23 protein-coding genes and 1 tRNA gene are annotated in these 25,638 nt (G+C 68.6%); 10 read left to right on the top strand and 14 right to left on the bottom strand.

From position 1 onward, the window contains the following. The first annotated feature begins 67 nt into the window (after positions 1–67). Positions 68–415 (top strand): RidA family protein, encoded by a 348-nt coding sequence (locus tag AC3WL7_RS09525; RefSeq protein ID WP_079222708.1) that lies wholly within the window; start codon positions 68–70, stop codon positions 413–415. Positions 416–472: 57 nt separating this feature from the next. On the opposite strand, the gene AC3WL7_RS09520 is transcribed toward AC3WL7_RS09525, so the two are convergent. The 9 genes from AC3WL7_RS09520 to AC3WL7_RS09480 form a co-directional block, all read right to left on the bottom strand. Further along, positions 473–829 carry a hypothetical protein gene (locus AC3WL7_RS09520; protein WP_492750113.1) on the bottom strand — a complete coding sequence of 119 codons (357 nt, stop codon included), beginning with the start codon at positions 827–829 and terminating at the stop codon, positions 473–475. Positions 830–1,079: 250 nt separating this feature from the next. Beyond that, positions 1,080–1,493, bottom strand: coding sequence for an Rnf electron transport complex subunit RnfB (gene rnfB / locus AC3WL7_RS09515; RefSeq protein WP_079222707.1), 414 nt, complete (start codon positions 1,491–1,493; stop codon positions 1,080–1,082). Positions 1,494–1,518: 25 nt separating this feature from the next. Continuing rightward, a complete protein-coding gene (locus tag AC3WL7_RS09510; protein ID WP_492750172.1) occupies positions 1,519–2,109 on the bottom strand; it encodes an HAD family hydrolase in 591 nt (196 codons plus the stop codon). 75 nt (positions 2,110–2,184) lie between these two features. Further along, on the bottom strand, positions 2,185–4,266 hold the full coding sequence (metG, locus tag AC3WL7_RS09505; RefSeq protein WP_492750112.1) for a methionine--tRNA ligase: 2,082 nt from the start codon (positions 4,264–4,266) through the stop codon (positions 2,185–2,187). Positions 4,267–4,368: 102 nt separating this feature from the next. Then, positions 4,369–4,818: a DUF2147 domain-containing protein gene (locus AC3WL7_RS09500; RefSeq protein WP_079222704.1), complete on the bottom strand. Its 450-nt coding sequence runs from the start codon at positions 4,816–4,818 to the stop codon at positions 4,369–4,371. A gap of 511 nt (positions 4,819–5,329) precedes the next feature. Then, positions 5,330–5,737 carry an SMU1112c/YaeR family gloxylase I-like metalloprotein gene (gene gloA2 / locus AC3WL7_RS09495; protein ID WP_492750111.1) on the bottom strand — a complete coding sequence of 136 codons (408 nt, stop codon included), beginning with the start codon at positions 5,735–5,737 and terminating at the stop codon, positions 5,330–5,332. Continuing rightward, positions 5,734–7,674 (bottom strand): DUF885 domain-containing protein, encoded by a 1,941-nt coding sequence (locus tag AC3WL7_RS09490; RefSeq protein WP_108758080.1) that lies wholly within the window; start codon positions 7,672–7,674, stop codon positions 5,734–5,736. The genes gloA2 and AC3WL7_RS09490 overlap by 4 nt, the downstream gene beginning before the upstream one ends. A 94-nt stretch (positions 7,675–7,768) precedes the next feature. Continuing rightward, positions 7,769–8,566 (bottom strand): queuosine precursor transporter, encoded by a 798-nt coding sequence (locus tag AC3WL7_RS09485; RefSeq protein WP_108747133.1) that lies wholly within the window; start codon positions 8,564–8,566, stop codon positions 7,769–7,771. Further along, on the bottom strand, positions 8,563–9,246 hold the full coding sequence (locus AC3WL7_RS09480) for a DUF502 domain-containing protein (protein WP_079222700.1): 684 nt from the start codon (positions 9,244–9,246) through the stop codon (positions 8,563–8,565). The genes AC3WL7_RS09485 and AC3WL7_RS09480 overlap by 4 nt, the downstream gene beginning before the upstream one ends. A 75-nt stretch (positions 9,247–9,321) precedes the next feature. On the opposite strand from AC3WL7_RS09480, the gene AC3WL7_RS09475 reads away from it, so the two are divergent. Then, positions 9,322–10,599, top strand: a complete 1,278-nt coding sequence (locus AC3WL7_RS09475) for a GAT domain-containing protein (RefSeq protein ID WP_492750110.1) — start codon at positions 9,322–9,324, stop codon at positions 10,597–10,599. 1 nt (position 10,600) lies between these two features. Here AC3WL7_RS09475 and AC3WL7_RS09470 read toward each other — a convergent pair whose 3' ends face one another. From AC3WL7_RS09470 to trxA, 4 genes are all read right to left on the bottom strand, one after another. Then, positions 10,601–11,065, bottom strand: a complete 465-nt coding sequence (locus tag AC3WL7_RS09470) for a DUF4442 domain-containing protein (protein WP_492750109.1) — start codon at positions 11,063–11,065, stop codon at positions 10,601–10,603. Positions 11,066–11,170: 105 nt separating this feature from the next. Beyond that, entirely contained in the window at positions 11,171–12,796 is a 1,626-nt protein-coding gene (locus AC3WL7_RS09465; protein WP_492750108.1) for a CHASE2 domain-containing protein, read from the bottom strand. Then, the gene (locus AC3WL7_RS09460) at positions 12,793–14,493 is read right to left on the bottom strand and encodes a FecR family protein (RefSeq protein ID WP_492750107.1); all 1,701 of its coding nucleotides are present in this window, start codon (positions 14,491–14,493) and stop codon (positions 12,793–12,795) included. The genes AC3WL7_RS09465 and AC3WL7_RS09460 overlap by 4 nt, the downstream gene beginning before the upstream one ends. A 107-nt stretch (positions 14,494–14,600) precedes the next feature. Beyond that, positions 14,601–15,461, bottom strand: coding sequence for a thioredoxin (trxA, locus tag AC3WL7_RS09455; protein ID WP_312739055.1), 861 nt, complete (start codon positions 15,459–15,461; stop codon positions 14,601–14,603). A 163-nt stretch (positions 15,462–15,624) separates the two neighbouring features. Here trxA and AC3WL7_RS09450 point away from each other — a divergent pair, with 163 nt between their 5' ends. From AC3WL7_RS09450 to AC3WL7_RS09415, 8 genes are all read left to right on the top strand, one after another. Next, a complete protein-coding gene (locus AC3WL7_RS09450) occupies positions 15,625–16,224 on the top strand; it encodes a DUF998 domain-containing protein (protein ID WP_492750106.1) in 600 nt (199 codons plus the stop codon). Between the two features lie 105 nt (positions 16,225–16,329). After that, positions 16,330–18,972 (top strand): leucine--tRNA ligase, encoded by a 2,643-nt coding sequence (gene leuS, locus AC3WL7_RS09445; RefSeq protein ID WP_492750105.1) that lies wholly within the window; start codon positions 16,330–16,332, stop codon positions 18,970–18,972. A gap of 138 nt (positions 18,973–19,110) precedes the next feature. Beyond that, positions 19,111–19,695, top strand: coding sequence for an LPS-assembly lipoprotein LptE (locus tag AC3WL7_RS09440; RefSeq protein ID WP_108747128.1), 585 nt, complete (start codon positions 19,111–19,113; stop codon positions 19,693–19,695). 13 nt (positions 19,696–19,708) lie between these two features. Beyond that, entirely contained in the window at positions 19,709–20,746 is a 1,038-nt protein-coding gene (gene holA, locus AC3WL7_RS09435; protein WP_492750104.1) for a DNA polymerase III subunit delta, read from the top strand. 3 nt (positions 20,747–20,749) lie between these two features. After that, positions 20,750–21,415, top strand: a complete 666-nt coding sequence (nadD, locus tag AC3WL7_RS09430) for a nicotinate-nucleotide adenylyltransferase (RefSeq protein ID WP_079222689.1) — start codon at positions 20,750–20,752, stop codon at positions 21,413–21,415. A gap of 71 nt (positions 21,416–21,486) precedes the next feature. After that, positions 21,487–21,900 (top strand): ribosome silencing factor, encoded by a 414-nt coding sequence (rsfS, locus tag AC3WL7_RS09425; protein ID WP_079222688.1) that lies wholly within the window; start codon positions 21,487–21,489, stop codon positions 21,898–21,900. Positions 21,901–21,965: 65 nt separating this feature from the next. Next, positions 21,966–22,436, top strand: coding sequence for a 23S rRNA (pseudouridine(1915)-N(3))-methyltransferase RlmH (rlmH, locus tag AC3WL7_RS09420; protein ID WP_079222687.1), 471 nt, complete (start codon positions 21,966–21,968; stop codon positions 22,434–22,436). Between the two features lie 22 nt (positions 22,437–22,458). After that, positions 22,459–22,535: transfer RNA gene (locus tag AC3WL7_RS09415), tRNA-Asn, on the top strand. 227 nt (positions 22,536–22,762) lie between these two features. On the opposite strand, the gene AC3WL7_RS09410 is transcribed toward AC3WL7_RS09415, so the two are convergent. Further along, complete coding sequence (locus AC3WL7_RS09410) at positions 22,763–25,552, bottom strand: TonB-dependent receptor (RefSeq protein ID WP_492750103.1); 2,790 nt, start codon at positions 25,550–25,552, stop codon at positions 22,763–22,765. Positions 25,553–25,638 lie beyond the last annotated feature (86 nt).

The following is a 25,638-nucleotide window of genomic DNA, read 5'->3' as shown; positions in this document are numbered from 1 at the left end:
CCGGGTACACACTTCCGGCCCCGGCTGGGTGAGAATGAAGGCCTGTCCACCCGCAGGAGCCACGCCCATGATGGAGCGTTACGACATCGGACCGCGCATGTCCGAGATGACCGTGCACAACAAGGTCGCCTACCTTTCCGGCCAGATTCCGGAAGACACCAGCCAGGACATCACCGGGCAGACCCGGCAGGTACTGGCGGAGATCGACAAGCTGCTGGCGCTGGTGGCCAGTGATCGCCAGCACGTGCTGCGCGCGGAAGTGTTCCTGGCCGACATTGCCGATTTTGACGGCATGAACAAGGCGTGGGACGAGTGGGTGGTTGAAGGTGCGACCCCGGCGCGTGCGACGTTTGAAGCGAAGCTGGCGCATGCGGAGTGGAAGGTGGAGATCGTGATCACGGCGGCCGTGCCGTAATTCCGTGAGCCGGGGTCTGATCCCTCTCCCGCGGAGAGGGCTCTGGCCCCGCTGCAGTTACTGCGAATGGATCCTGCTGGCGGCGTGTGCCGAGAGCGCGATGCACGCCTGCATCAGGCTTGTCATGAAGCGGTCGCCAACGTATTCGTCGGCGTCGTCATGACCCCGGCTGCGTTCGGCGGCAAGCACGACTTCCTGCACCACGCGCAGGCCGGCCAGAATGCGGTCGGCTTCGGTCAGGCCCACGTGGCCGCCAGACAGGAAGCAGCCTTCCGGCCACAGGAATCCACCGGCGGGGGCACCTGCACTGATCTTCTGCAGCAGCGCCATCAACCTGGCGGGATCGCATTGGATCTCGTCCGCTGCATCGGTGGCGTCGCTGGCGCAGGCGCCGGATAGGTCCGAAGGGGTCATGGCACAGCTCCGTTCAGGGCAATCGGTTGCCGCCGCGGCAAGGTGGCGGGCGGAACGTGGCTTGAAAACCGGCCACCTGCTCGGGTGGTCCGTTTCAGGACGTGTGCGGGAGTCTTGCATGCCGCTGCGCATGCGGCAGCGCGGTGTCGCATCTATCGCAGTCGGTGGATCAATCTGCGAGGCGCATCTCTTTCTCTGAGGGCGTGGACCGCGCAGGAGAGGGCGATTGCGACGAGGGTTGAGACGCCCGCTACACCGGCACCAGATCGATGCAGTCCACCGGGCACGGCGGAATGCACAACTCGCAGCCGGTGCACAGGTCGGCAATCACCGTGTGCATGTACTTGGCGCCGCCGACGATGGCATCCACCGGGCAGGCCTGGATGCACTTGGTGCAGCCGATGCAGTCGGCTTCGACGATCAGCGCGACCTGCGGCGCCTTGTGCGTGCCGCGCGTGCGGTCGAACGGCACGGCGGGCACGCCCAGCACCTGGGCCAGTGCGCGTGCGCCGGCATCACCACCGGGCGGGCAGCGGTCCACGCCCACGTCGCCGCGCGCCATCGCCTGTGCATACGGGCGGCAGCCGTCATAGCCGCATTGCCCGCATTGGGTCTGCGGCAGCAACCGGTCCAGTCGTTCGGTCAGGGGCGGGATCAGGCTCATGCGTGGCGAAGGCTGCGCGTTGGAATCACTTCAGGGGTCTGCCGCGGTACCAGCGCTCGTGGGCGAGGGCCAGCATCGGGCGGTCTTCGTAGCTGTCGCCGTAGGCGTGGATGCGCAGGTAGCGCGACAGGTCGAACTGGCGACGGATGTGCTCGACCTTGCGCGGGCCGCAGTCACCGCCGGCATAGCGACCGGTCAGGCGGCCGTCCTGGCTTTCCAGCCGGTTGCAGATCAGCTGCAGGCCCAGCTGCTCGCACCACGGCTTCAGGTACAGGTCCAGCGAGCCGGACACGATCACCACGGTGTGCTGCTGTTCCTTGTGCCAGCGGATCTGCTCCAGCATTTCCGGACGCATCACCTCGGGCAGCACTTCGCGGGCGAAACCGGCCGCGAGCGTTGCGATGTCATCGGCGTGGCGTTCGCTGAAGGTGAGGCGGGTGACGCGGGCGCGGATGCGCTCGGCGGAAATGATGCGCAGGCGGTAGGCCAGCAGCCACGGGCCGACCTTCCACCACGCGCGCGCCAGTTGTTCCGGCGTGGCCACGCGGCGCAGGAAGCGGCCATAGGTATCGCAGGTGGTGACGGTGTGGTCGAAATCGAACAGCGCCAGTTCCATCCTGCTCACTCCCATGGCGGTGCCTTCCGGGGCGGTCTGCGTGGAGGGCGCGGCGAGGGCCGCGCCCGCAGGGCATCAGCGGACCGGCATGCCCGGCTGCGCGCCGCTGTCGGCGTCCAGCAGCGCCAGCGCGCCGCCGTCGAAACCGGCCGACAGGATCATGCCTTCGCTCAGGCCGAAGCGCATCTTGCGCGGGGCCAGGTTGGCGATGAACACCACGCTGCGGCCGACCAGCGCTTCGGGCTCGCCGTAGCTGCCGCGGATGCCGGAGAAGATCTGGCGCTTGCCCAGCTCGCCGGCATCCAGTTCGAAGCGCAGCAGCTTGTCCGAACCTTCCACGAACTCACACACCAGCACCTTGCCGATGCGCAGGTCGAGCTTGGCGAAATCATCGATGCCGATGTAGGCCGGTGCGTCGGCGCTCTTCGCGTCGTCCTTGGCCGGGGCTGGGGCAGCCGGCTTCACGGCTTCGGTCCTGGCGGCGGGGGCGGCAGCGGCGGCCGGCTGCAGGGTGTCCTTGGAGGCGTCGATCATGGCGTCAATCTTCTTCGGGTCGATACGGGTGAACAGCGGGGTGTACTCGGCGATGCGGTGGCCCAGCAGCGGCTGTGCCAGTGCGGTCCAGTCGTTCACCGGCGCGGCCAGGAAGGCCTCGGCCTGCGCGGCGGTGGCCGGCAGCACCGGCTTCAGGGCGGTGACCAGCACGCGGAACAGGTTCAGGCCCTGGCTGCACACCGCCTGCAGCTGCGCGTCGGCGCCTTCCTGCTTGGCGATGACCCACGGCTTGACCTCGTCGATGTAGCGGTTGGCTTCGTCGGCCAGGGTCATGGTCAGGCGGATGGCCGCGGCCGGGTCGTTGCGCTCGTAGGCCTCACGGATCGGCGCCAGGCCATCCACGAAGCGCTGGTACTGCGCGGCGTCGGGCAGCTGCGCGGCCAGCAGGCCGTCGAAGCGCTTGCTGATGAAGCCGGCGCAGCGGCTGGCCAGGTTGACGAACTTGCCGACCAGGTCGGCATTCACGCGTGCGACGAAGTCACCCAGGTTCAGGTCGAGGTCGTCCACGCCGCCGCTGGTCTTGGCCGCGTAGTAGTAACGCAGGGCTTCCGGTTCCAGGCCGGCGTCGAGGAAGGTGCGCGCCATCACGAAGGTGCCGCGCGACTTGCTCATCTTCGCGCCGTCGACCATCAGGTAGCCGTTGACGTGCAGGCGGGTGGGCGCGCGGTGGCCGGTACCGTTCAGCACCGCCGGCCAGAACAGGCCGTGGAAGTTGACGATGTCCTTGCCGATGAAGTGGTGCAGTTCGGTGCTGGTGCCTTCGCGCAGGTGCGATTCGAAGTCTTCGCCGAGCGTGCCGCACAGGGTCTGGAAGCTGGACAGGTAGCCGATCGGCGCATCCAGCCAGACGTAGAAGTACTTGCGCGGCTGGCCGGGGATCTCGAAGCCGAAGTACGGCGCATCGCGCGAGATGTCCCACGCGCGCAGGCCACCTTCGGCGTCCAGCCATTCCATCAGCTTGGCCTTCACGCCGGGCAGGGCGACATCGCCGGCCAGCCAGTTGCGCAGGAAGCCTTCGAAACGGCCGACCTCGAAGAAGAAGTGTTCCGAATCGCGGATTTCCGGCGTGGCGCCGGAGATCACCGACTTCGGATCCTTCAGGTCGGTCGGGTTGTAGGTGGCGCCGCAGACTTCGCAGTTGTCGCCGTACTGGTCGGCGCTGCCGCAGTTCGGGCAGATGCCCTTGATGTAGCGGTCGGGCAGGAACATGCCCTTGGCCGGGTCGTAGAACTGCGCCACCGAACGGCGGCTGATGTGGCCGGCCGCTTCCAGCTTCAGGTAGAACTGCTCGGTCAGCGCCTTGTTGGCCGCCGAGTTGGTCGAGTCGTAGTGGTCGAAGGCCACGCCGAAGGCGGCGAAATCGCGCTCATGGCCGGCCTGGATGTTGGCGATGAAGGCTTCCGGGGTGACCCCGGCCTTTTCCGCGGCCAGCATGATGGGCGTGCCGTGGGTATCGTCGGCGCACACGAACCAGGCCTTGCCGCCGCTCATTCGCCGCGCGCGCACCCAGATGTCAGCCTGGATGTAGCCGACCAGATGGCCCAGGTGCAGGGGGCCGTTGGCGTAGGGCAGGGCGGTGGTGACGAGCGCGGTACGGGTCATGGTCGCGGGGTGCAGCCGAGGGGAACCGCAGAGTATCGCATGCCTGCAACGAGGTGACCCGGCCGGGGCCGGGTCACGGGGGTGCTGCGCGGGCCGGGGGGCTTACTCGCGGACCCAGGTCTGGGTGCGGCAGATGAAGGCGATGCAGCCGGACACGTCCAGCTTGCCGCCGCCCGGCTGCAGCTCCAGCTTGGACTTGTAGGTCTTGCCGTTGGCCGGGTCGAGGATGGTGCCGCCGGACCACTTGCTGTGGCTGCCCTTGTCCTGCGACAGGTTCCACAGGATGGTCATGCCCTTGACCGGCTTGTTCTTGTTGGCGCCTTCGCAGCCGTCGCAGACGGGGTTCGGACCCTTGTCGGACTGCAGGATCTCGACCACCTTGCCACTCAGTCCGCCGTTGGCGGCCTGGCTGATCTCCACGATCGACTTCACCTTGCCGGTCTTGTCGTCGATGGTCTTCCAGCGGCCGGCGGCGCTGTCGGCGGCCTGGGCCGACAGGGCGGCCAGGCACAGCGGCAGTGCCAGCAACAGGGTCTTGAAGGTCTTGCGCATGGTCCCCTCCCAGGGTTCATTCCGGCACGTTGCCGGTACAGGGCGACTGTATACCCATTCGGCGGGGTATGGGGAAGGGGGGGGGCTTTGCAGGGCTTGCAGCCCTGCACCTGCAGAGGCCGAAGCAAGAGCAACAGCAACAGCGGGCATTCCGTGGGATGGCGGGGCACTGTGGGTTTGCGGGGACGCCGTAAACCCATCCATGGGGGCTTGGTCGCCGCATCCATGCGGCTCACACCCCGCAAACCCACAGTGCCCCGCCTTCGACAGGTTCACGCGGCTGATGGTGGGTGCCGATTCACACAGCTGATGGTGGGTGGATCGCGGCTGGTGGTGGGTGCCGATTCACGAAGCTGTTGGTGGGTGCCGACCGTTGGTCGGCACGGGGCCGGATCGCGGCTGGTGGTGGGTGCCGATTCACGAAGCTGTTGGTGGGTGCCGACCGTTGGTCGGCACGGGGTCGGATCGCGGCTGTTGGTGGGTGCCGACCGTTGGTCGGCACGGGGTCGGATCAACCGACTTCGTACAACTCCAGCGGCAGGTCGTCGGGGTCGGCGAAGAAGGTGAAGCGGGCGCCGGTGTACTCGTCCACGCGGATCGGTTCGCAGGCTACGCCATGCTCGGCCAGGCGCTGGATGATCGGTTCCAGCGCGGCCACCCGGAAGGCCAGGTGGCGCAGGCCCTGGGCCTCGGGGCGGCTGGGCCGGGGCGGTGGTGCGGGGAAGGAGAACAGCTCCAGCTGACCGCCGTCGGGCAGGGCCAGGTCCAGCTTCCACGAATCGCGCGCGGCACGGTGGTTCTCGGCCAGCACGCGCAGGCCGAGGATGCGCACGTAGAAATCCTTCGAACGTGCGTAATCGCTGCAGATGACGGCGGCATGGTGGATGCCCAGCAGGCCGCCGGTCGCTGCGCGGGTCATGGCGTTGCCGTGGCCGGTGCCGTCGCGGCGGGCTGGTCAAGCCAGCGGTCCACCTTGCGCTCCAGCACGTCCAGCGGCATCGAGCCGTCCTTCAGCACTTCGGCGTGGAAGCGACGCAGGTCGAAGGCTGCGCCCTGGCGCGCTCGGGCCTTGTCACGCAGGGCCAGGATGCGGCTCAGGCCCGCCACGTTGGACAGCGCCTGGCCCGGCTGGGCCATGATCCGTTCGACCTCCGCGCTGGCGTCGTCCTCGCTCATGTCCACGGCTTTCTGCAGGTAGTTCACTGCCTGCTGCTTGCTCCAGCCCTGCGAGTGCACGCCGGTGTCGGCCACCACGCGGGCCGCGCGCAGCAGGCGCGAGTACAGGTAGCCGATACGGTCGTAGGGATCGGTGTAGACGCCCAGATCGTCGCCGAGGGTTTCGGCATACAGGCCCCAGCCTTCGACGAAGGCGAGGTCGCCACCCAGGCGGCGGAAGCGCGGCAGCTTGGCCAGTTCCTGCTGCAGGCCCAGCTGCACGTGGTGGCCGGGGATGGCTTCATGCAGGTACTGCACCGGCACGCTCCAGCGCTTGCGGCTGGGCAGGTCGCGGGTGTTGACGTAGAGCACGCCCGGTTGTCCCGGCTGGCCGGGCTGGTAGGCGGCGGCAGCGGCGGTCAGTGCACGGTCGGGCTCGACCGCGCGTACTTCCAGGCGGTCCTTCGGCAGGGTGTCCAGCACCTGCGGCAGGCGCGCATCCACCTGCTGCTGCAGTTGCCGGTAGCGATTGATCAGCGCGTTGGCATCGCCGTACTGGAACTGGCGATCGGTGCGCATGTTCTTCAGCAGCTTGGCCTGCGAGCCGCGCAGCTTGTTGTCCTTCATCACCGCAGCGATCTGCGCGCTCAGTTCCTGTACGCGCTGCTCGCCCAGTGCATGCAGCTGGGCGGCGGTCTGGTCGCTGGCGGTGGTCTGCACGATCAGGTTGGCGTACCAGCCCTGGCCGTCGGGCAGGGCGCCCAGGCCGCTGCTGCTGCGGGTGGCCGGCAGGTATTCGGTGGCGATGAAGCCGCGCAGGGCGCGGTAGGACGGCATGATGCGCAGCTCGATCATGCGCTTGTACTCGGCGCTGATGCGCGCTTTTTCCTCGGCCGGGATGTCGCTCGGCATGGTCCTGATCGGCGACCAGAAGATGCTTTCCTCGGCGGTCGGGGTGATCACCGCGTCCAGCTGCGGCAGCACCTTCTCCATCAGGTCGCGCGGCTGCACCACGCCGGCCTTCATGCCCTGGCGCATGTTGTCGATGGCCTGGTTGAACAGGTCGGGGATGCCCAGCGAGCGGCGCGACCAGGTGTCGTAATCCTTGACCGTGTTGAACGGCTGCGCGCCTGCGCCGGCACCGAGGATCGCCATGATGCTGCCGATGTTGTAGTACTGGCTGATCGGCATCATCCAGCTCGGGTAGCGCTCGGCCGCCAGCGAGGCGCGCGCATCGCGCACGAAGATTTCGTAGCTGAGCAGGTCCTGGCCCTGCAGGCCGTCACTGCCGACCTTCTCGACCTTGCCCAGCCATTCGGTGGTGAAATCGTGCGACTGCTGGCGCCATGCGGCCGACAGGATGTTGGGCAGCTGGTCGTTGTAGCGGGCATCGCCCTGGAAGGTGGCCTGCAGCGGGTTCAACCGCATCGAAGCGTCCCAGTATTCGTCGTACAGGCGCTCCAGCTGCACCTGCCTGGGCACGGCGCGGGCCGGTGCCACCGGGCGCGCGGCGGCGCGGCGCGTGGAGCTGCCGCGTGCCGGGGTGGCGCGCGCAGGCTTGGCCTTCGGCTTGGCGGCCTGCCGGGTCTGCGCGGCGGCGGGGCGGCTGGCCTTCTTCTTCGCTGCCTCTGCCGACGGCACGGCACTGAACAGGAACAACGCGGCGATGGCGGCGGCCAGGGCGCGGGTGGGATACGGCATCAGGAGCTTCCGTGGAACACAGACCGTGGAGCTTGCACGATCCGGACGCGTACGGCCAGCGTGAACGCGCAGTCAGCTTGCCGTCGCTGGGGCTTCAGTCAGCCGCAGCGGCAGCGCGCAGCTGAGCGGCGCGTGGTTCGCCCAGATAGCGGGTGATCGCGCGCCGCATCAGGTACAGCAACGGTATCAGGGCGATGGCAAAGCCCATCTTGTAGACGTAGTTGACGCTGCTGACGGCCAGGAACAGCGAGGTGGGCCATTTCTGCGGGCCCAGCACGAAGGCGATCCAGATCACCACGAAGCTGTCCACCAGCTGCGAGACGGCGGTCGAACCGGTGGCGCGCAGCCACACATGGCGCTCGCCGGTGGCCTGGCGGATGCGATGGAACACGGCCACGTCGATCAACTGGCCCACCAGGAAGGCCACCAGCGAACCTGCGATGGTCCACATGCCCTGGCCGAACACCGCCGCGAACGCGGCCTGGTAATCCGGCACGCCGTGCGCATCCATCGAAGTAACCCACCAGCTGGCCGGTGCCAGCGAGATGGCGGCGAACGCGAACAGGAACCCATAGGCGATGAGCACCACCGCCAGCCACGAGATGAAGCGCACGCCGCGCTTGCCGAAGAACTCGTTGATGGTGTCGGTCATGATGAACACCACCGGCCACAACAGCGTGCCGGCGGTGAAGCTCAACGATCCGGTCTGGCCGAACAGGTTCCAGTTCAGTGCATCGATGCCCAGCGTGTCTTCCAGCGCGAAGATCTTCACCCCGATCAGCTCGGCCAGCACCGCGTTGCCGCAGAAGAAGGTGGCCAGGATGATGAACAGCAGGACCGCGCGGTCCTGCAGGGGGCGCGCGTAGGGCGCGTCGCTGGGCGTGCCGCTCACTCCGGGCGTTCGCCGGCGCGGGTGAAGGGCACGCTGGCCGGAGCCACCGCACCGCCGGAAATGATGAAGCTCATCGCCTGGTCGACAGTCCAGTCGGTCGGGGTGAGCAGTTCCACCGGCACGATTTCCAGGTAGCCCGAGGTCGGGTTGGGCGTGGTCGGCACGTACACCGCCGCCAGTTCGCGGTCGGTGCCCTGTTCCTTGATGACCCGGGTGACCAGGCCGACCGACTTCATGTCACGGTGCGGGAAGTCGATGAGGACCACGCGCTGGGTGCTGCCCGGTTCGGTCTGCAGCATGTCCAGCAGCTTCTTGGCGCTGTCGTAGATGATGCTGGCCAGCGGGATGCGCTTGATGATGGCGCCGACCCAGCGCAGCAGGCGCTGGCCGACCACGCGGCGGCTGGCCACGCCCACCGCCAGGATCACCAGCAGGGTGGCCAGCAGGGCGATGGTGTCCTGGATCCACTCGGCGTGGACCCAGCCCAGGTAGTGCGGGAAGCTGGTCGCGATCTGCTCGGACAGCGGCACCACCAGCGGGCTGGAAATGCCCGACAGCAACACGAAGACAAACTTCACCACGACCCAGGTCAGCCAGATCGGCAACAGGGTCAGCAGGCCGGTCAGGAACAGGCGCTGCAGGGAAGGGCGGGGGACCAGGGCGGGGGCTTCGAGCGACATGTGCGCATTGTAGCGGCCGATTGCGCTGGATTACGCTGGAAGGTCGGGGCGGGAGCCAGACAGGGAACGGATGCTGTGTTGAGGATTCTGCGCGGAGTGGGCTGGGCCCTGCTGGGGCTGGTCGTGCTGGTGGTGCTGCTGTGGAGCCTGTCGCGGCTCTGGCCGATGCCGGCCGCCCAGCGTGAACAGGTGCGCTGGCTGGAGGACGTGCGGCCGCTACCGGGGAAGGACGGCTTCGCCTTGTTATGGACGCTGCCCTTCGATGGCCTGGACCGGGCCCAGCGCGAGGCCGCGCTGGCCGAGGATGTGCGGCACTGGCAGGTGGACCCGGCGCCGGACCGGACCGATTCGGTGCTGGCGGCCACGCATCCGGAGGTGAAGGTCGACAGCCAGGGCTATTGCCGGTCCACGGGTGAAAGCTGCCTGGTCAAGGTGCGCGCCGATACCGCGCAGTTCCGTGCCGCCCACGCCGGGCACGAGGGCCTGCATGAACGCCTCGACGCGCTGGCCGATGCCGACCGCTTCGATACGCCGTTCCTGCCCTCGGGTTCCCCCGGGATCTACCCCTGGCCGCGCTACCAGACCCTGATGGATGCCAGCGGCGTGCATGCGCTGGCCTTCGTGCGGGGCGATGTTCCCGCGGCGCTGGCTGGCAGCTGCCGTTCGGTGCAGGTGGGACGGCGCCTGATGCGCGGTGGCAATGCGCTCATTGACAGCATGATCGGCGCGGCCATGGTGCGTGCCAACGTGTACCTGCTGGCGGAGATGCTGGCGGAACTGCCGCCGGGCCAGGTGCTGCCGGCGGCCTGCGAAAGCGCACTACAGCCGATGGAAGCCGCTGAGCAGAGCCTGTGTCGGGCAATGCAGGGCGAGTTCGCGATGAGCAGGGCTGCCATCGATGCGTCGTTGCAGCAGGCCGGCACCGTGCTGATGCTGGATCGCCAACACACCCTGGGCCGCATCGCGCTGAACCTGGGATGGGCCTGCGACCCGGCCACCACCGGCCGGCTGGCGGCCGACATGCCGGTTGTCGTGGGCAGCGTGGGCCGATGGGACGTCGGCTGCCTGTCCAACATGATCGGCTGTGTCCTCGGTGACATCGCCGCACCGGCCTACCAGGATTACGCCGCACGCAGCCAGGATGCGGCGGCGTGGCTGCGCCTGCTGGGCGCCCAGCGCTGGCTGCGGCAGCAGGCGGATGCACCGGAGCACGCGTTGCAACGCTTGCCGGCGCACTGGCGCTCACCCTCGCGGACGCCGGTGCTGTCGGCCGATGGAAAGCACCTGCAGGTGCCGCGACGGGCGCGCGACATGCCGGCCGGGGCAGAGCCGCTGTTGTCGGTGCCGCTGTAGGTCAGGCGGCGCTGGCGCGCGCCTGCGGCTTCAGGCGCACGTAGACCTGCTTGCGCACGCGGGCGACGACTTCGCCGGAGGCATCGACCACGTCGTTGCTGAACCAGCGCAGCACCTTTTCGCCGTTGGCCGCCTCGGCGCGCAGCTCATCCAGCACCGCCTCGTCGATATGGAAGGCGGTGCGGACGGTGCCGCGCCCCGGCTTGAGGAATTCGATGGCCCCGGCGCGATCCCACACGTAGTAATCGCGGCCCAGGGTGTGCATCAGGCCGAGCATCCAGAACGGATCGGTCATCGCGAACAGGCTGCCACCGAAATGGGTGCCGACGTAGTTGCGGTTCCAGGGGCGCATCCGCAGCTCCACTTCGATCTGCCGGTAGTCCGGCGTGATGCGGATGACATGGATGCCGGTGAACAGGAACGGCGGCCACAGGTTGATGCCGAGGCGGAAGGTGCTGGCTTTCATGGGCGGGCGGGGCGCGGGGGGCGAGGACTCGAGTCTAACCATTCGCATGCGTATGTTGAACCCCGGCCCGCAGAACCCAAAACCCCAAAACCGGGCCAGCGGGCGTTACACGTCACCACTCATGGCATACCCGTCACGGCCGTTGTCCTTGGCGCGGTACAGCGCGGCGTCGGCGCCTTCGACGAAATGGTGGGGATGCAGATTGCCATCGGGTACGCGCGTGTACACGCCGATGGTGAGGGTGATGCCGGCACCGCGGCCGTCGCCCGGGGGCGGCAGCGCGCGCACGCCGGCGATCAGGTCTTCGACCACCAGGCGCGCGCCATCGGCCGGGGTGTCCGGCAGTACCAGCGCGAACTCGTCGCCGCCGTAGCGTGCGGCCATGTCGCGCGGGCGTCGTGCATGTGCAGCGATCAGCCGCGCGACATCGCGCAGCACGCCGTCACCGGCCTGGTGGCCGTGGCGGTCGTTGTGATGCTTGAAATGGTCCACATCGATCAGGGCCAGGCTGAGCGGCTTGCCACTGCGCCGCGCGGCATCGCATTCCTCCTGCAGGGCCTGTTCGAAACGCAGGCGATTGCCCAGCCCGGTCAGCGCATCGCGGTTGGCCTGGCGGTGCCAGGCCGAGATGCGCCAGACCGCCCACACCAGCAGGATCAGCAGCACGCCGAGCAGGGCGCTGGCCGGTGCCCACCACAGGTTGCCCACGCGCAGCAGCAGCCAGCCCAGCAGCGGAGCCAGCGGCAGTGAGCACAGCGCGGCCAGCCACGGCAGGCGCAGGCCGAGCAGCATTACGCACAGCGCCGCCATCAGACCGGACAGCACGTCCTGCCCGATGCGTTGCAGCACGTTGATCTGCTTGTCCTGCAGCAGCATCGAGGCAATGTTGGCCTGGTACTCGCTGCCGCTCATCCAGTACTCGCGGGTGGTCGGGGTCAGCAGGCGTGGTGTGATGCCGCTGGCGGTCATGCCGACCACGATGCGGCGGCCATGCAGCAGCGACGCCTCGACCTGGCCATCAAGCACATCGGCGTAGGAGACGTGCGGCAGCCGCTCGGGCGGGCCGGCATAGCGCACGCGCACGTAGTCGTCGCGACGCCATTGATAGGGCGATTCGAGTGCAGGCGCGGGGTCGGCGAGGCCATGCATGCGCTGGGCCGGCAGGCCGGACAGCGCCAGCCCCAGGGCTGGCCAGTGCGGCTGGCCGATGCCGGCGCGCAGGTAGACACCGCGCGCCACGCCATCGCCATCGACTTCCACGTCACTGTGGCCAATGGCCGCGGCGCTGGCGGCGATCAGCGGGATGGGCAGCAGTTCCTCGGCCAGGCGGTCGCCTGCCGCCGGCGCCGCCAGCACCGGCAGCACCACGCGGCCATTGCGTCGGATGGCCGCGGCCAGTTCGGCATCCTGCCGCGCGTCGCGGCGGTCCGGCTCGGACAGCATCAGGTCCAGCGCCACCCGTTCGACACCGGCATCGGTCAAGCGGTCCAGCAGTCGTGCATGCACCGAGCGCGGCCACGGCCACTGGCCGATGCGCTGCAGGCTCTCTTCGTCGATGGCCACGATCAGCACGCTGGGGTCGGGGCGGTAGTCCCAGTCGCCCACCAGCAGGTCGTAGGCGGCTTCATCCTGCCGCCACAGGAACTGCCCGTGGCTGACCACCGCCGTGGCGATGCCGGCCAGCAGGGCCAGCAGGATGCGCCGCGACCAGGGCAGGGGCGAGCGTCTCACAGCAGCAGCCACAACAGCAGGGCACTGCCGCCGGCGCCGTAGCACAGCCGGCACGGCAGCTTGACCTGCTGGGCGGGTGAGAACGGGCCGGCGTGGCCGTCGTCGTCGATGTACTGCACGCGCACGTGCAGGGTGCCGCGCCACGGTCGCTTGAAGCTGACCTGCGGCTGCGCCAGCGTTTCATCCACCAGCGGTGCCTTGAAGTCACTGCGGCGGTCCACCTGCACGCGGTAGCGCTGGCCTTCGCTGCCGGCCTGCCAGCGCAGGGTCAGCTCGCCGTGGGCAGCTTCGGGTGGCTGCAGGGCCGGGTCGACCGGATCGTCGGTGAGCTGCAGGGGCAGCGCCTGCCCGAATGGCCCCTGGTGGCCCTGGCCATCGCGCGAGGCAACGCGCCAGAAGTACTGGCCCGGCGGCAGCGGCGTGGCCAGGCGCAGATCGGTGCCGGCACTGGCCTGCTGCTGCAGCGGCTGCAGGAAGTGTGGCTCGCCGGCGATCTGCAGCACGCTGCTGCTCGCGCCCGGGGCCTGGGTCCAGCGGAAGCGCGGCCGGTCACTGTTGACGGCCTGGCCGTGCAGGGGCGACACGGTCAGCGGCGGCGGCGGCTGGTCGCTCAGCAGGAAATCGGCGCTGGCGTCCAGGCCTTCCACGCCCTGCGCATCGACGGCGCGCAGCAGCAGCCGCAGGACGCCGGGCGGCAGGTCGTCGATGACCAGCGAGGTGCCGGTGGTGGTGGCCGCGAACAGCAGGATCTCCGGCGTGGCGGCCAGCACCACTTCGACCCGGTAGTGGTCGGCAGCGGCCACCGGCTCCCATGCCAGGCGTGCCGGCAGCGGCGCCAGCGTGGTGGCATCGCTGCGCAGCCGCGGCGCGGGCAGCAGCGCGGAAACGGCTTCAGGTGCCGCATCGGCGCTGGCGCTGCGGCTGGCCTGGCCCGGGCGCACCAGCCGCTGGCCGTGCGGATTACCCACCTGCACGCGGCCTTCCAGTACTTCGGTGGCACCGACCTGCGTGCCGTCGCCGGCACTGACCCGGAACACCGTGCCGCGCACGCTGCTGGTGGCTGCGGGGGCATCGATGATGTAGCGCGACGCCGGGCCGCGGGCGGGAGTGACGCGGTTGCTGGCCCGGCCCTGCTGCAGGCGCACGCGGGTATCGACCATGCCGGTGCGGCCGTAGCGGCTCAGCTGGTCCAGGCGCAGCCGCGAGTGCTCGCGCAGCTGCAGGCGCGAGGCATCGGCGAATTCAAGGGTGACGCTGGCATCGGCCGCCGTCTGCACGGTGTCGCCGATGTGCAGCCGCTCGCCGGCGAGCAGGGCACGGGTGGCACTGCCATTGGCAGCGGCCAGCTGCACGGTGCCGCGCACGGCCAGCACGCGCGCGGGGGCCGGTTCGACCCGCAGCCAGCTGACCGGGAAGCGCAGCAGCCCGCCGGGCGGCAGGCGGTAGGGGTTGTCGATGCGGTTGTGCTGTTGCAGCTGTTGCCAGGGCACGTCCGCCTTCAGGTACAGGCCGCCCAGATCCCAGAGGGTATCGCCGGGGCGGACCCGGTAGTTCCAGTCCTGTGCGGCGGCGAGGCCGGGCAGCAGGAGCAGGGCGCACAGCAGTGCGGCGAAACGGCGGGCGAGGGAAGACGACGAACGGCCAACGGTCACGGAGTGCTGTCCCGGCTGTGCGGGGGCGCAGCTGCAAGACCCCATGGCCCCGACCTCATCCCCCCGAATGGATCGTAGCGGCCAAAAGGCCGCTACCGATCACATTATTGCCCGCGTTCAGTGCAGGAATTCTGAACGGAGCGTGCCTTCGTTCAGAACAGCAGCGAGGCCATCTTCCGACGGTAGCGGCCGACCAGGTCCTCGTCGGAGATGACGTTGAAGGCATCGATCAGCACCTTGCGCGGCAGGCCTTCGGCGAAGGTACGGTCGATCCGCAGCATCTCCAGGAACTGCTCGAGCGCCGCTTCGTCGTGGCCGCCGAGCAGCAGCTGCACGCCGCGCAGATGGCGGGCCTGCAGGTCCTTGCCATCGGCGGCGATGCGGGCATCCAGGGCCTCGGCCGAGGGCGCATCCTTCAGCGCGGTGGCGAAGGCCAGGCGCGCACGGCCGCGCACCGCGCGGTCATCGGTGGCCAGGTTGGCGGGCAGGGCATCGATCAGCGTGCCGGCTTCATCCACGCCACCCACCTGCAGCAGGGCCAGGGCGAGGTCCAGCTTCAGCTCGTCCTTGTCCGGTTCAGCGGCGATCTGCGCACGCAGCACGTCCACCTGCGCCTGCGGGTCCAGCGGCGCCTCGTCTTCGGCCACGGTATCGCCGATATCGGCCGGCACGATGCCGTGCTGGGCCAGGAACTCGCGCAGCTGGCCTTCGGGGATGGCGCCGGGGAAGCCGTCCACCAGCTGGCCGCCCTTGACCAGGAACACGGTCGGGACCGAACGGATCTGGAAAGCGGCAGCGATCTGCTGCTCGGCGTCGACATCGACCTTGGCCAGCTCGAACGCGCCGTTGTACTCGGCCGCCAGCTTTTCCAGCATCGGGCCCAGGGTCTTGCACGGGCCGCACCAGGTGGCCCAGAAGTCCACCAGCACCGGCGTCTGCAGGGATTTCTGCAGCACCTCGGCCTCGAAGGTCGCGGTGGTGGCGTCGAATACGTGTGTCGTCGTCTCGGTCATGGGGGAGGTATCGCCTGGCAACTGGAGACCGATTCTATGGTGTCGATCCATGTCGGTCTCAACCCTGTCGTCACACCCGGCACGGGCAAACACGCCGTGGCTTGGCGGTTGTCGTGCCTGCCGCGACAATGCAGCGGTCTTTCATTACAGGTAGGTCCGCGCGATGTCCGTGCTCTGGCTTGATCGTTGGTTGGGGCTGCTGGCCGCCGTGTTGTTCGTGCTGGCCGTGCTTGGTTTCGGCGCGGGGCTGGTGGGCTACGCCCAGGCCGTGCACCCGGTGGCGCTGCTTGGTGCCCAGGGCGTGCCGCATGCGCTGGCCTTCAACCTGCTGGGCCTGGTGCTGCCGGGTGCGCTGGCGGTGGTGGTGGCCGAGCGCCTGCGCCGGCAGTTGCCGGTGGGGGCGGGCTGGGCGCCGCGGGTGGGCAGCCAGATGCTGCTGCTGGCGGGATTGGCCTTCGCGGCCATGGGCCTGCTGCCGCTCGACCCGGAAGACCTGCATGGCGGCGCCAGCCAGCTGCACGCCAGCGCCTGGATGGTCTGGGTCCTGGGCTTCGTGGTCGGCACGCTGATGCTGGGCATCCCGCGCCTGCGCGGCGGGCATGGGCGTGCGATGGCCTTGCTGGCCCTGGGCTGCGGCGTGCTGGCCGGCCTGGCCGCATTTGCCCTGCAGGGCGTGCTGCCGGCGCCGCTGGCGCAGCGGCTGGCCTTCGCCTGCTGGGCGGTCTGGCTGGCCCTGGCCCTGCCGCTGTCGCGGGCGCGCTGAGACGGCGGCCGGGCGACCGCCGCGCGGGGCTTTCCGGCCCGGGATTGGAGACGTTTGCCGCACTGCGGTACGCTGTACCGCTTTGCCGCCGCAACCGCGTGTTACATGACCAGCGCCGAACCCAACGTTTACGACCCGCAGCAGGTTGAATCCGCCGCCCAGAGCTTCTGGGATGCCACCCGCGCCTTCGAGGTCGACGAGACCTCGGACAAGCCGAAGTACTACTGCCTGTCGATGCTTCCGTACCCGTCCGGCGCGCTGCACATGGGTCATGTGCGCAATTACACGATCGGCGACGTGATCAGCCGCTACAAGCGCATGACCGGCCACAACGTGCTGCAGCCGATGGGCTGGGACGCGTTCGGCCTGCCGGCGGAAAACGCCGCGATCAAGAACAAGACCGCGCCGGCGGCGTGGACCTACAAGAACATCGACCACATGCGCAGCCAGTTGCAGTCGCTGGGCTATGCCATCGACTGGTCGCGCGAGTTCGCCACCTGCCGCCCGGACTACTATGTCCACGAGCAGCGCATGTTCACCCGCCTGATGCGCAAGGGCCTGGCCTACCGCCGCAACGCGGTGGTGAACTGGGACCCGGTCGACCAGACCGTGCTGGCCAACGAGCAGGTCATCGACGGCCGCGGCTGGCGCTCCGGTGCCCTGGTCGAGAAGCGCGAGATCCCGCAGTGGTTCCTGCGCATCACCGATTACGCCCAGGAACTGCTGGACGGCCTGGATGAGCTGGACGGCTGGCCGGAATCGGTCAAGACCATGCAGCGCAACTGGATCGGCCGTTCCGAAGGCCTGGAAATCCAGTTCGACGTGCGCGATGTCGATGGCAGCGCGCTGGACCCGCTGCGCGTGTTCACCACCCGCCCGGATACGGTGATGGGCGTGACCTTCGTGTCGATTGCCGCCGAGCACCCGCTGGCGCTGCACGCGGCGAAGAACAACCCGGAACTGGCGGCGATGCTGGCCGACCTGAAGCAGGGCGGCGTGTCCGAAGCCGAACTGGAAACCCAGGAAAAGCGCGGCATGGATACCGGCCTGCGCGCCGTGCACCCGGTCACCGGCGAGCAGGTGCCGGTGTGGGTGGCCAACTTCGTGCTGATGGGCTACGGCACCGGCGCGGTGATGGCCGTGCCCGGCCACGACCAGCGCGACAACGAGGTGGCCAACAAGTACGGCCTGCCGATCGTGCAGGTCATCGCCCTGAAGGATGCGCGCAACGACGATGAGCGCACCTGGGACGCCACCCGCTGGCAGGACTGGTACAGCGACAAGAGCCGCCAGACCGAACTGGTCAACTCGGCCGAATTCGACGGCCTGGACTTCCAGGGCGCCTTCGAAGCGCTGGCCGAGCGTTTCGAGCGCAAGGCCCAGGGCCAGCGCCGCGTCAACTACCGCCTGCGCGACTGGGGCGTGAGCCGCCAGCGTTACTGGGGTTGCCCGATTCCGGTGATCTACTGCGCCAAGTGCGGCGCGGTGCCGGTGCCGGAAGAACAGCTGCCGGTGGTGCTGCCGGAGGACGTGGCCTTTGCGGGCACCGGTTCGCCGATCAAGACCGACCCGGAATGGCGCAAGACCACCTGCCCGGACTGCGGCGGCGCGGCCGAGCGCGAGACCGACACCTTCGACACCTTCATGGAGTCGAGCTGGTACTACGCCCGTTACACCTCGCCGGGTGCCCGTGATGCCGTCGACAAGCGCGGCAACTACTGGCTGCCGGTGGACCAGTACATCGGTGGCATCGAGCACGCGATCCTGCACCTGATGTATTTCCGCTTCTACCACAAGCTGCTGCGTGACGCGCGGATGGTGGACAGCAACGAACCGGCGCGCAACCTGCTGTGCCAGGGCATGGTGATCGCCGAGACCTACTACCGCCCGAACCCGGATGGCTCGAAGGACTGGATCAACCCGGCCGACGTGGAGGTGCAGCGCGACGAGCGCGGCCGCATCACCGGCGCCACGCTGATCGCCGACGGCCAGCCGGTGGTGGTCGGTGGCACCGAGAAGATGTCCAAGTCGAAGAACAACGGCGTGGACCCGCAGGCGATGGTCGGCAAGTACGGCGCCGACACCGTGCGCCTGTTCTCGATGTTCGCCGCGCCGCCGGAACAGTCGCTGGAGTGGAACGAAGCCGGCGTGGACGGCATGGCCCGCTTCCTGCGCCGCCTGTGGGCCCAGGTGCACAAGCACGCTGCCGACGGTGCCGCCCCGGCACTGGACGTGGCCGCGCTGGATGCCAACCAGAAGGCACTGCGCCGCAAGACCCACGAGACCATCGGCAAGGTCGGCGACGACTACGGCCGCCGCCACAGCTTCAACACCGCCATCGCTGCGGTGATGGAGCTGATGAACGCACTGGCCAAGTTCGAGGACACCAGCGAACAGGGTCGCGCGGTGCGCCAGGAAGCGCTGCAGGCCGTGGTGCTGCTGCTCAACCCGATCACCCCGCACGCCAGCCACACCCTGTGGCAGGTGCTGGGCCACGGCCAGACGCTGCTGGAAGACCAGCCGTTCCCGCAGGCCGACAGTGCCGCGCTGGTGCGTGATGCGCTGACCCTGGCCGTGCAGGTCAACGGCAAGCTGCGCGGCACCATCGACGTGGCCGCCGACGCCGCGCGCGAGCAGGTGGAGGCACTGGCCCTGGCCGAGCCGAACACCGCCAAGTTCATGGAAGGCCTGACGGTGCGCAAGATCATCATCGTCCCCGGCAAGATCGTGAACATCGTCGCTGCCTGATGCACCCGGCACCGGCCGCCGCCCTGGCGGCCGGTGCGTTGTCGCCATGCCACGGCCACGTGCCGATGGCCCTGCGTTCACGCGTCCTCGGGCACGCTGTCTGTTGCCGTGATCGCCCGGCTCCGCCAGACTGTTCCCATGACCCGAATTCTGCTTGCCCTCGTCCTTGTCCTCGGCCTTGCCGGCTGTGGCTTCCACCTGCGCAACAAGTTGATGCTGCCGACCGACACCGCACCGGTGAAGGTGGTTTCCACTGCGCCCTACAGCGAGCTGGTCAAGCTGTTGAACCGCAGCCTGCTGGCGTCCGGTGCGAAGCTGGCCGACGAGGACAGCACGGATCCGGCGGCACAGCTGCAGGTGCTGTCCGAGCGCTGGGGCGACCTGCCCATCGCCATCGACGCACAGGGCCGCGCACAGGAATACAGCCTGCGCTATGCGGTCATCTTCATCTTCCGCCGCGAGGACGGCAGCGAGCTGGTGCCGCAGCAGGTGATCGAACTGTCGCGCGACTACGTGTCGCCGCCGACCGACGCCACCGGTACCACCACCGAACGCGAGATCCTGGCCGACGAGCTGCGCCGGGAAATGTCCGCCTCGATCATCCGCCGCATCGACAGCGTGGTGCGTGCCGAGCTGGAACGCGGCGGCAGCCTGTCCGCACCGAAGCCGGCCGTGTCGACCGATGGCGAACCGGCCACCGTGCCGGCGCCGGTCAAGCCCTGAGCTGCCGCATACGATGGAACTGCGACCGGAACAGCTGGCCAGCCAGGGCGGCGACACCGCGCTGGCGCCGGTGTACCTGATCGCCGGCCCGGAAACCCTGCGCGTGCTGGAAGCCGCCGATGCGGTGCGCGCCCGTGCCCGCGCCAGCGGCGTGGACGAGCGCGAGGTGTTCGACGCCGACGGCCGCGATTTCGACTGGAACCAGCTGGATGCCAGCTTCAACGCACCGAGCCTGTTCAGTGCGCGGCGCCTGGTGGAAGTGCGCCTGCCCAGCGGCAAGCCGGGCAAGGACGGCGCCGAAGTCATCAGCCGGTTCTGCGCCGACCCGGCGCCGGACGTGGTGCTGCTGATCACCGCCAACGAATGGAGCAAGGCCCACCAGGGCAAGTGGGCCGAGGCGGTCAACCGCGTCGGCGTGCTGTCGGTGGCCTGGGCGATCAAGCCGCATGAACTGCCGGACTGGATCGAGCGCCGCCTGCGCAGCAAGGGCCTGCGTGCCGATGGTGCAGCGGTGCAGCGCCTGGCCGAACGCGTGGAAGGCAACCTGCTGGCCGCCGCGCAGGAAATCGACAAGCTGGCCCTGCTGGCCGACGGCCAGCTGCTGGACGTGGAACGGATGGAATCGCTGGTGGCCGACGCCGCCCGCTACGACGTGTTCCGTCTGGTCGAAGCAACGTTCTCGGGCCAGCCGCAGGCAGTGCTGCGCATGCTGGCCGGCCTGCGTGGCGAAGGCGAGGCCGTGGCCGCGCTGATGCCGATCGTGATCCGCGAGCTGCTGGCCGGTGCCGGCCTGGCGCGGGTGCAGGCCCGTGGCGGCAACCTGGCTGCCGAAATGAAATCGCGCGGCATCTGGGAATCGCGGCAGGCGCCGTACAAGCGCGCGCTGCAGCGGCACCCGGAAGGCAAGCGCTGGGAACGCTTCGTGGCCGAGGCGGGTCTGGTCGACCGCATCGCCAAGGGCCGCGCCGACGGTGACGCCTGGCTGGCGCTGGAGCGGCTGCTGGTCGCGGTGGCCGAAGCCCGCGCCGTGCGCCTGCTCGCGCGCGCCTGAGTGATGAGCCTGCGGATCTACTACGGCGGCACCTTCGATCCGGTGCACCTGGGCCATCTGGCCATCGCGCGCGCCGCACGCGACGAACTGCAGGTGGCCGTGCGCATGTTGCCGGCCGCCGACCCGCCGCACCGCGCGGCACCGGGCGCCACCGCCGAACAACGCTGCCGCATGCTGTCGCTGGCCATCGGTGACGAGCCCGGCCTGCTGCTGGACCGCCGCGAGCTGGACCGGGCCGCACGGGATCCCGGCCGCCCGTCCTATACCGTGGACACCCTGCGCGAGCTGCGCGCCGAACTCGGCCCGAGCCGGCCGCTGGCCTGGCTGGTGGGTGCCGACAGCCTGCTGGCCCTGCCGGCCTGGCATGAATGGCAGGCGCTGTTCGGCCTGGCCCATTTCATCGTGGCCGAGCGCCCGGGCAGCCCGCTGCGCGATGCCGTCGCCGGCGAGCTCGGCCAGGCTCTGGAGGGCCGCTGGGCCGACAACGAGCAGTCGCTGTTCGCCAGCCCGGCCGGGCGCGTGCTGCGCCTGCACCAGCCCCTGCGCGGTGAATCGGCCAGCGCCGTCCGCACCCAGATCGCCGCCGCCGGGCCCTGGCGGGCCATGCTGCCGCCGGCGGTGGCCGACTACGTGGCCGACCAGCGCCTGTACCGGCCCGATACGCCCTGAATGCATGCCGTGAATGGCGCAGGCGCGCCATGCCCGTATAATCGCCCCCACGTTTATCGAGTCGATCCACTTTGAGCAACCAGACCCAGCCCCAGACCATCAAGGTCGATCTGCCCAGCCCGCCGCCCTCCGTGCCGGAACTGCTGGCCAGCGTCCGCCAAGCCACCGAAGACCTGAAGGCCAAGGACCTGGTCGAGATCGACGTGCGCGGCCGGTCCAGCGTGGCCGACTACATGATCGTCGTTTCGGGCACCTCGACCCGCCACGTCAAGTCGATCGCCGATGAAGTCGTGCGCTTCGCCAAGAACATCGACGTGATGCCGCTGGGCGTGGAAGGCGAGCGCGAAGCCGAGTGGGTGCTGGTCGACCTGGGCGACGTCATCGTCCACGTCATGCTGCCGCGCGTGCGCGAGTTCTACGCGCTCGAGCGCCTGTGGACGGTTGGCGACCAGCCGCCGCCGAGCGACGACGACGAAGTGGCCTGAGCCACGGCGTTGCTGCACCCTTCGACGGCGCCGATGGCGCCGTCGACGTTTTGGAGATGCCATCGATGAAAGCGCGCCTGATCGCCACCGGTGAACGCGCACCCAGCTGGGTCGCGCAGGGCTTTGCCGAGTACCAGAAACGGCTGTCGCACTGGTTGCCGTTCGAGCTGGTGGAAATCGAGCCGGGCCTGCGTGGCAAGGGGCGCGATGCGCGCCGCGCCACCGAGGATGAAGGCAAGCGGGTGATTGCCGCGCTGCCGAAGAACGCCTACGTGGTGGCACTGGATGTGCCGGGCCGCCAGCTCAGTTCCGAACAGCTGGCGCAGCGCCTCGAGCACTGGCGCGGGCAGGGCAGGGATCTCGCCTTCCTGATCGGTGGCCCCGAAGGTCACTCGCCGGAAGTGTCCGCGCTGGCCGATGAGAAGTGGTCGATCGGACCGCTGACGCTGCCGCACATGCTGGTGCGCCTGGTGGTGGCCGAGCAGCTGTATCGCGCGGCGGCAATGATTGCCAATCACCCCTACCATCGCGCGTGAAGAGTGGTTATACTAGTCGTCTGCCCGAATAGCTCAGCCGGTTAGAGCACTTGACTGTTAATCAGGGGGTCGTTGGTTCGAGTCCAACTTCGGGCGCCACCTTTGAAAACCCGCATCGCGAGATGCGGGTTTTTTTTGTGTCGACTGTCCGGCGCTGAGATCCCTGTAGAGCCGAACCCACGTTCGGCTGCTCTGCTTCATGACCGCAGCCGAGCATGGCTCGGCTCTACAAGGCGAAGCAGCCGAGCATGGCTCCGGTCTACAGATCCCGCAAAAAACAAAGGCCCGGGCAGTTGCCCGGGCCTTTGCAGGTGACACGCCTTCGATTACTTGAAGGTGTACTTGGCGCCGACGGTGAAGTAACGGCCAATGGCGCCGCTGAAGTGCAGCGGGTTGTAGTTGACCGCACCGTAGGTGCTGGGGTCGAGCGGAGCGATGCGATCGAACACGTTCTGCACCGATGCGTTCAGTTCGAAGGCTTCGGTGATGTTCCAGCGGCCGGACAGATCGAAGGTGGTGAAGGAGGAGATCTTCTCCACCGGCGAACCATCTTCATAGAAGGCCAGGTAGTCGCCACCGCGGCGGTCCTTGTTCTCCATGCTGTCGATGTAGTTCACCACGCCGCTGACGCTCCACGGGCCCTGCTTCCAGGTGGTGCCGAAGTTGATCTTGTCCTGCGGCGTACCGATGCAGTTGGTCACGTCGCAGTTGCCGTGGGTGCCGACGTAATCGACGGTGGTGTCACCCTCGGTACGTTCGAACTTCAGGATGTGGCTCCACTGCAGGTCCATCTCCAGCTGGCCCGGACCCAGGTCGAAGGTCTGGCGCACGTCGGTGTCGATACCGCGGACACGCGAGGAGTTGGCGTTCACGTAGGCCGTGTTGACCGCCAGGATCGTGCCGCTGTTGAGCACGCCACCGATGTTGTTGGAGTCACGCAGCACGTTGCCGGCGGCGATGGCGTCGGCGGTGCTGCCCTGCGCGATTTCGTTGGTGCGCTTGATTTCCCAGGCGTCAACGGTCATCGAGGTGCTGGAGGTCGGCTGCAGCACGATACCCACCGAGTAGCTCTTGGACTCTTCCGGCTTCAGGTCCTTGTTCGGGCGGGTGATGATCGCCACCGAGCGCGCGGTGCACTCGTTGGCCGGATCGATGCCGCAACGCACCGGATCGCGTGCGTTGGAGAAGGCAGCCAGGCCACCGTCACCGTTCTCGGCCGGGTTCGGCGCGCGGAAGCCTTCGGCGTAGCTGGCGCGCAGGGCGATCCAGTCGGCCGGGGTCCACTTCACGCCCAGCTTCGGCGTGGCCTTGCCTTCACCGCTTTCGTACTTGTCGTAACGCACGGCGCCGGACAGTTCCAGCGATTCCAGCACCGGCGCGGACAGTTCGGCGTAGCCGGCGTACACGTTCTGGGTGCCGTCATAGGCCGAGTAGCCCAGGCCGATGATCTGGCCAACGTCGGTGAACGTCTGCGGGGTCAGGCTGTTGCTGGTCTTGCGCCACTCGGTACCGAAGGCCAGGCCCAGCGGGCCGCCCTTCAGGTCCATCAGGCTGCGCGAGATGGTGAAGTCGAACATGTCCAGGCTGGACTTGGCGCGGGCGCTGATGGTCGGGCTGATCGCATCGTAGACCGACTGCGGCGTCTGCGACGCGTTGTCGCCGATGCGCCAGGTGCCGTACGGGCAGGCCGGGTTGCCCAGCACGCAGCGCACGGCGTCGTAGTTCAGGAAGCCGGTGCGCTTGTTGACCAGGTCGGTGCCCGAATGCAGGTAGGCGGTGTCGTAGCTCCACTCACCCCAGTTGCCCTTGGCACCCACCAGGAAGCGGTTGAACTCATTGGTGTTGTCGGTCACGCGCGGGCCCACGTCCCAGGCGCTGTAGCGCAGGCGCGCAGCGTAGGGCAGCGGGTTGTCCGGGTGGCCGGCGTACAGCATGGTTGCACCCGGGCCGCTGTTGGCGTTGACCGGGCCGCCCGGGTAACCCCAGCCGCCGGACACGCCGGACGGCGTGTTGCTGAAGATGGTTTCCTTCTTCGAGTAGCCGATCTCGGTGTAGATCTCACCACCTTCACCGAAGGCGAAGCTGGCACGACCGAACACGTTGACGTACTTTTCTTCCGGGCTCAGGTCGCGGTACAGCTGTGCCGGATCCCACAGGCAACCCTGTGCCTGGGCGGTGGCATCGGTCTGGCCCGGGATGGTGCTCAGGCCCGCACAACCGGGCAGGGCGACCAGGTGGCCGGTGTTGTCGAACACCGAGCCGTTCGGGCCGGTGCCGCCGGCCGTGCCGCCGGACAGGTAGGCGCCACCCAGGAACTGCGCATCGGCGGCATCGTAGCCCCAGCGGCGGATGTCGCCGGTGCCGATCCACTTGCGGTTCTTGCGGTCGCTGATCTGGATGCGGTCGGTCTTGCCGACGTCCAGGCTGAAGAAGGCGTTCCAGCCATCGCTGGCGAGGTCGCCGGTACCGGCGGTCAGGGTGGCCTTCTTGGCATCGCCGTCGCCATCGCCGGACACGCCGTAGGAACCACGCAGGATCGCGCCCTGGAAGTCGCTGCGCAGGATGATGTTGACCACGCCGGCGATCGCGTCGGAACCGTAGATGGCCGAGGCGCCGTCCTTCAGCACTTCCACGCGCTCGACGGCGTCAAGCGGGATGGTGCTGAGGTCGGTGAACACCTTCTGGCCGTCGTCGGCCAGGCCGTAGGTCGCCATGCGGCGGCCGTTCAACAGCACCAGCGTCGAGCCGGCGCCCAGGCCGCGCAGCGAAATGCCCGCGCCGCCACCGGCGAAGCCGTTGCCGAAGGTCTTGGGAATGGAGCCGGCGCCGTCGGCGGTCAGCGTCTGCAGGTATTCGGCGACCGTGGTCTTGCCGGTGCGGTCGATTTCCTGGCGGGTCACCACCTGCACCGGGGACGGCGTTTCGGTGTTGGTGCGCGGGATGTTCGAACCGGTGACCGTGATGCGGTCAAGGTTGGTGGCCTGTTCCTGTGCGAAGGCAGAGGAGGAGACCGCGGCGCCGGCCAGCAGCAGGGTGCCGCCAGCGAGGATATGGGTGATGGAAGTTGCCAGGTGGTTTTGGCGGCGGCTGGCGGGCCGTTGGATCGGGTGTTTCACAGCTTCTCTCCTGACTGGAAAACTCGAGCATTGAGGGCTGTCACCCGGTGTGCCCCGGGGACGCATCAATCTAGGTTTCTGGCAGG

The sequence above is a fragment of the Stenotrophomonas sp. FW305-3-2-15-E-LB1 genome (assembly GCF_058787375.1).
The sequence above is the reverse complement of the archived record's forward strand: the minus strand, read 5'-3'. Positions and strand labels throughout refer to the sequence as shown.

What these genes read in the sequence shown, in the direction of transcription:
- AC3WL7_RS09525 (WP_079222708.1), top strand. Translation starts at nt 68, where the DNA reads ATGATGGAGCGTTACGACATCGGACCGCGCATGTCCGAGATGACCGTG.
- AC3WL7_RS09520 (WP_492750113.1), bottom strand. Translation starts at nt 829, where the DNA reads ATGACCCCTTCGGACCTATCCGGCGCCTGCGCCAGCGACGCCACCGAT.
- rnfB (WP_079222707.1), bottom strand. Translation starts at nt 1,493, where the DNA reads ATGAGCCTGATCCCGCCCCTGACCGAACGACTGGACCGGTTGCTGCCG.
- AC3WL7_RS09510 (WP_492750172.1), bottom strand. Translation starts at nt 2,109, where the DNA reads ATGGAACTGGCGCTGTTCGATTTCGACCACACCGTCACCACCTGCGAT.
- metG (WP_492750112.1), bottom strand. Translation starts at nt 4,266, where the DNA reads ATGACCCGTACCGCGCTCGTCACCACCGCCCTGCCCTACGCCAACGGC.
- AC3WL7_RS09500 (WP_079222704.1), bottom strand. Translation starts at nt 4,818, where the DNA reads ATGCGCAAGACCTTCAAGACCCTGTTGCTGGCACTGCCGCTGTGCCTG.
- gloA2 (WP_492750111.1), bottom strand. Translation starts at nt 5,737, where the DNA reads ATGACCCGCGCAGCGACCGGCGGCCTGCTGGGCATCCACCATGCCGCC.
- AC3WL7_RS09490 (WP_108758080.1), bottom strand. Translation starts at nt 7,674, where the DNA reads ATGCCGTATCCCACCCGCGCCCTGGCCGCCGCCATCGCCGCGTTGTTC.
- AC3WL7_RS09480 (WP_079222700.1), bottom strand. Translation starts at nt 9,246, where the DNA reads ATGTCGCTCGAAGCCCCCGCCCTGGTCCCCCGCCCTTCCCTGCAGCGC.
- AC3WL7_RS09470 (WP_492750109.1), bottom strand. Translation starts at nt 11,065, where the DNA reads ATGAAAGCCAGCACCTTCCGCCTCGGCATCAACCTGTGGCCGCCGTTC.
- AC3WL7_RS09460 (WP_492750107.1), bottom strand. Translation starts at nt 14,493, where the DNA reads ATGGGGTCTTGCAGCTGCGCCCCCGCACAGCCGGGACAGCACTCCGTG.
- trxA (WP_312739055.1), bottom strand. Translation starts at nt 15,461, where the DNA reads ATGACCGAGACGACGACACACGTATTCGACGCCACCACCGCGACCTTC.
- AC3WL7_RS09450 (WP_492750106.1), top strand. Translation starts at nt 15,625, where the DNA reads ATGTCCGTGCTCTGGCTTGATCGTTGGTTGGGGCTGCTGGCCGCCGTG.
- leuS (WP_492750105.1), top strand. Translation starts at nt 16,330, where the DNA reads ATGACCAGCGCCGAACCCAACGTTTACGACCCGCAGCAGGTTGAATCC.
- AC3WL7_RS09440 (WP_108747128.1), top strand. Translation starts at nt 19,111, where the DNA reads ATGACCCGAATTCTGCTTGCCCTCGTCCTTGTCCTCGGCCTTGCCGGC.
- holA (WP_492750104.1), top strand. Translation starts at nt 19,709, where the DNA reads ATGGAACTGCGACCGGAACAGCTGGCCAGCCAGGGCGGCGACACCGCG.
- nadD (WP_079222689.1), top strand. Translation starts at nt 20,750, where the DNA reads ATGAGCCTGCGGATCTACTACGGCGGCACCTTCGATCCGGTGCACCTG.
- rlmH (WP_079222687.1), top strand. Translation starts at nt 21,966, where the DNA reads ATGAAAGCGCGCCTGATCGCCACCGGTGAACGCGCACCCAGCTGGGTC.